Source organism: Pedobacter sp. AJM, assembly GCF_002197755.1.
Taxonomy (GTDB): Bacteria; Bacteroidota; Bacteroidia; order Sphingobacteriales; family Sphingobacteriaceae; genus Pedobacter.
The window spans coordinates 1-4,279 of record NZ_NHOT01000027.1 but is presented as its reverse complement, the minus strand read 5'-3'; the positions used below and the strand labels follow the sequence as shown (position 1 = coordinate 4,279).

Here is a 4,279-nt window from a genome sequence, read left to right as displayed (position 1 = left end):
ACATTATGTAAATTATATTTTAGGATTCATTATTGCGGTTCCGTTGTTTTTTATATATAGTGAAATAGGCTTTCGTTATTTCGGAACATTTGGATTAATTTTCACGTTTTTTGTTTTTGGTATAATCATGATTTTACTTATAAAATTTTTTATGACAAAAACTATAGTAGTTTATTTTGATCAGTGTTTTTTTTACATAGAAGAAAATAAAAAACAACTAAAAAAGTATAAGAAAACGGATATTTCAGGCTTTTACAGTTACGATTATGAACGGGTAGAAAAGTCGTTTATCTCTATCCAAATCAAATTAAGTAATGGGAAAAATATCAATTTAACAGATACGAGTACATCGCAAACTATAGATAAAGAAAAAGCAAAACTCTTAAGAAGATTTTTAATTACGGCAAAAAAGGAGTTAAACTTTTCTTTAGTAAATAAAAATAGTCTGAGGTCAATTCAAAAACTTGGGGCATGCTGGTATTCCAGGTTAGAATAAATTTTTTATTAATATAATCAAGATCGATAATCTATACTATGAAACAGGAAAATAAGAAAGATTTTGAGTTTAAAGAGCTTATTACATTAAAGCCATTAGCCATAAACACAGTCGTATTATCGGTTGTAGCTATTTCCTTTTGGTTATATTATCTTTTGATGGGAATAAACTTTAAGCTGTCTTTAGCGATAATTACCTTCGGAGTAATTGTTTTGGGGATTACTTTAATTCTAAAGGCTGCTTCTTCAACGATTCATATATCCTTTATAAAGGACACACTCGTCGTTAAAATCAATGAAAGGATAAATGTGTACAAAAAAACTGATATTATCGGTTTGTATAGCATCAATTATAATTTGTCAAAATCATCCAGAGTTGCTTTTGAAATACTTTTTAATAACGGAAACTCGATTTCTATTTCGGATTTCGAATTCAACGATAAAAAAGACCTGTCAAAAAATAAACAATTAATGAAATTACTCAATCTGTTTATTAAAGAAATTGATTTGTCTGAGTGTAAAAAAGTGAAGTCGTTCAATCTCCATCGTATGGGGCAATATTTTTACTATAAACCTAATTAAATATGAGCGCATCTTATATTCCTAAAAATGTTTATGCAATCTGTACATTTCAAACAGATGCAGCGCCACGAAAATTTATTGATACACGGTCTGAAATCAGTGTTTTTTATAGCAAGGGTTCTAGAACGCTATTGACCATTGAAGATAAAAATATTGACAAAGAGTTTCCGTGTAAAAGCCCGAAGAATGCGATGTGGAGTTTTTTGGCATTCGGAGCAGGATTATTATTAGGTGCTGCGCTTCTCGCACTGGGGCCAATAGGTTGGCTTATAGTTGGTATAGTCGCAGCTACCAGTATCGGATTTGGGATTTATCACGCCACACAAATTAGTCATAAATGTACTGGTTCATTAAATAGTGGCAATTGGAAGATCGAACATCAAACCGTAAGATTTAATAAGCAAAATGCAATTACCCAGAACTCAATGTTGGTTTGTGACGCAGGCGGAATACTTTCGCCAATTTTCAGCCAGTCGATAGCAGAAAAATATGCTGCAAGAATAGATGCTCTAAATAATAAGGAAATTTGGACAAATGGTATAGCTTCTTTTTTCGGTGGTGCTGGTGCTGTTTTGGCTTTTGGGGAAGCTGCGGGAGCATGGGGGGTAACTAAGGTTGCTTTATGGATGGGTGGCACAATGGGGGCTGTCACTGTTGCCTCTTATGGGGAAAGGGAGGTTATTCGTTCAACGGCTTTGAGCGATAATGAACATTATCAAAACATGAATGAGGCTGATAGGAATGAGATCATACCTGGATTTATTAAAGATCCCACTGGGACAACTCCGGGAGATTTGGGAAGCCCTGATATCATGGAAATTGATGGCAAAACGGGTTGGTTTGCTAAAGATCCTGATGGCAAACTAGTCGTTTTCTTTAATGGTAAACAATATATAAAGGATATCAAAGGAAACTATACGGAATTAAAGCAGGGATCTCAACTGGCCAATGATCTTAAAAAAATTGAAAATGTTGATCCTAGAGAAATGTATAAAAATGCGGAGGCAAAACAAATTGTTGAAAATATAAGGCAGGGTAAATATTCAGAAAGTTTGGTTAAATCATCAATTGATGGCAATAATGTAGTAAGACCAAGAGATTTGATCAAAGTTATGCCAGATCTAAAAGCGATCAAAATACAGAATATAAAAAATTTAGGTAAATTAACTGTTAAAGGAGGGGGGCTTATTGCCTTTGTCTTTCCTTTCGTTGCAACATGGTTTTCAGAACAATCGAGGATGGAACTGGCTAATGCAATGGCAGAGGATATGAACAATGGTATTGCCGTTGTAAGTGGATGATAAATGCACTCATTCTAGTTCAATTAATACGGAAAATGAAAAAAGAATATTTTTAACGATTTAATACTATGTCATTAAGTTCCCAAAATTATTTGAAATGAATATTTGATATTTTTATTAGTGTTTAGGCTATTTTGAAAAAAGTTATGAATAAACAATTTTTAGGATGGGTCATAGGAGTATTTGTTTTATTCCCCTTATTTGTATTTCTCTATAACAAAATTACGGTACGTAAAAATGACGGAGAAAAGGGTTTTTCAAATTATTATAAGAGTATTGAAGTATTGCGCTTAAATGTCCCAACTATTCAAGGTGATTATTCTGATACCTTAAGTGTTGGTTTTGACCATTATAGAGTAGGGGCAAGCGCAATTGGTTTTAAGGGTTTAAGTGGAAATATTCTTTCTGTTTCATTTTTAGATTTAAAGATGAAAAAAATATTTAAAATAGCGATGTATGATGTCGATAAGCAGAAATACTATCCATTGTCTGATGTTTTAGAAGGTAAAGAAATAATGGCATGGGTAAATAAGGAGGATTTGAAAAATCCCAATTACGGTACTAAAGAAAAGCCTATTCCTGTTTTTAATTTTAAAGGAGTTGATGAGCCGATCAGATATGATTCAGAAAATGAAGGTTCTGTAAACGGATATAAAAATTTAGAGCCCACTGATCAACAATTCAAACACAATGTACTAACCTATTTAACTTACATTATGCCAAAAGACGAATTTCAGAAGAGGTTTGAAAAGAAATAATAGTTCCGGTCTGTAAATGAATAAGCAAATATCACAAGCAATTGGCTGGGCAGTAGGTGTATTAATTATATTCCCTTTAATAATTTATGGAGTTAACTATCTTTTCAAAAAAAAAGATAATAATTCAAAAAGTGCGATTCCTATATATATTGATAATTGTGTAGAACTAAGGATTTTATTTCCTGATCAGCTAGATTTTAGAGATACTCAATATAAAACATCTTTACTATCTCCACAAGAAAGTATTTACAAAATTTTTTTCAGGGAAAAATCGATAAAAAAGTATCTAGAGATTACTTTTTTTAATTATCCTGATGATAAAGGACTTGCTTTTCCAACTTCTTTACGGGGAAAGAAGATAATAATAACTATAAATAAAAATGATTTAGATGATCCTAAATATGGTACCCCCGACAATCCAATACCTGTTTTTAGAGTAAGAGAAGACCTTCCTGATTCAATCAGTAAAACAAGGGGCTCAGAGGACGGATGGAATGTTGATATTACTGAAAATCAATTTAAATATAATGTTGAACAGTACTTAACTTACATTATGCCAAAAGAAGAATTTCAGGAGAGGTTTGAAAAGAAATAATAGTTTTCAGCCTGTAGGTATTGCAACCGGCACAACAGAGGAAATGCTTGAATTGAGAAAAGCCCCATCGCTGGCGCATGCGTGCCGCGTGTGCATTATGAGAAAAACTTCACATATGCGCCAGCAAATGGGCCTGACCGAAACAATTCCAAAATAAAATAACGGGAAACTTTTTTTGTTTCCCCGCTAGCGTACGCTTGCTGCGTGTGAACTACAATACTTTAATTTCGTGCGGTGAGACCACCGCACGATAGAACGAAAAGAAGAAGTAAAGTATAACTATCAATTATTGTACTATTAGTTTATATAACGGAAAGTTTTCTAATTAGTAAGAATCTGGAATTGAGTATTGTAGGAGATAATTTAATTATCAGCGATGGGAAAAAAACAATTTCAATTAAACTTAGTGAAGTTAATGGATTTTACTTTCATGATGAGGCAGCCTTTAACCATTCAGACTCAACTAAAAAAGGCCTTGCTTCGTCTATAACAATATATTATAGAAATGGAAAGGTATTCGAGGCAAATGAGTATTCAGCGCTTTTTTT

6 protein-coding genes are annotated in these 4,279 nt (G+C 32.7%); all 6 read left to right on the top strand.

The features are described from left to right. Positions 1-496, top strand: a 496-nt coding sequence (locus CBW18_RS21160; RefSeq protein ID WP_088303360.1) for a hypothetical protein, incomplete at its 5' end; no start/stop codon positions are given. A gap of 38 nt (positions 497-534) precedes the next feature. Further along, positions 535-1,077 (top strand): hypothetical protein, encoded by a 543-nt coding sequence (locus CBW18_RS21155; protein WP_088303359.1) that lies wholly within the window; start codon positions 535-537, stop codon positions 1,075-1,077. Positions 1,078-1,079: 2 nt separating this feature from the next. Further along, complete coding sequence (locus CBW18_RS21150; RefSeq protein WP_088303358.1) at positions 1,080-2,378, top strand: hypothetical protein; 1,299 nt, start codon at positions 1,080-1,082, stop codon at positions 2,376-2,378. A gap of 146 nt (positions 2,379-2,524) precedes the next feature. After that, the gene (locus tag CBW18_RS21145) at positions 2,525-3,136 is read left to right on the top strand and encodes a hypothetical protein (protein WP_088303357.1); all 612 of its coding nucleotides are present in this window, start codon (positions 2,525-2,527) and stop codon (positions 3,134-3,136) included. A gap of 16 nt (positions 3,137-3,152) precedes the next feature. Beyond that, the gene (locus CBW18_RS21140) at positions 3,153-3,731 is read left to right on the top strand and encodes a hypothetical protein (RefSeq protein ID WP_088303356.1); all 579 of its coding nucleotides are present in this window, start codon (positions 3,153-3,155) and stop codon (positions 3,729-3,731) included. A 342-nt stretch (positions 3,732-4,073) separates the two neighbouring features. Continuing rightward, positions 4,074-4,279, top strand: a 206-nt coding sequence (locus CBW18_RS21610) for a hypothetical protein (protein WP_216359280.1), incomplete at its 3' end; no start/stop codon positions are given.

Bases quoted from the DNA above. Each gene is read 5' to 3' on its own strand.
- CBW18_RS21155 (WP_088303359.1), top strand. From the start codon at position 535: ATGAAACAGGAAAATAAGAAAGATTTTGAGTTTAAAGAGCTTATTACA.
- CBW18_RS21150 (WP_088303358.1), top strand. From the start codon at position 1,080: ATGAGCGCATCTTATATTCCTAAAAATGTTTATGCAATCTGTACATTT.
- CBW18_RS21145 (WP_088303357.1), top strand. From the start codon at position 2,525: ATGAATAAACAATTTTTAGGATGGGTCATAGGAGTATTTGTTTTATTC.
- CBW18_RS21140 (WP_088303356.1), top strand. From the start codon at position 3,153: ATGAATAAGCAAATATCACAAGCAATTGGCTGGGCAGTAGGTGTATTA.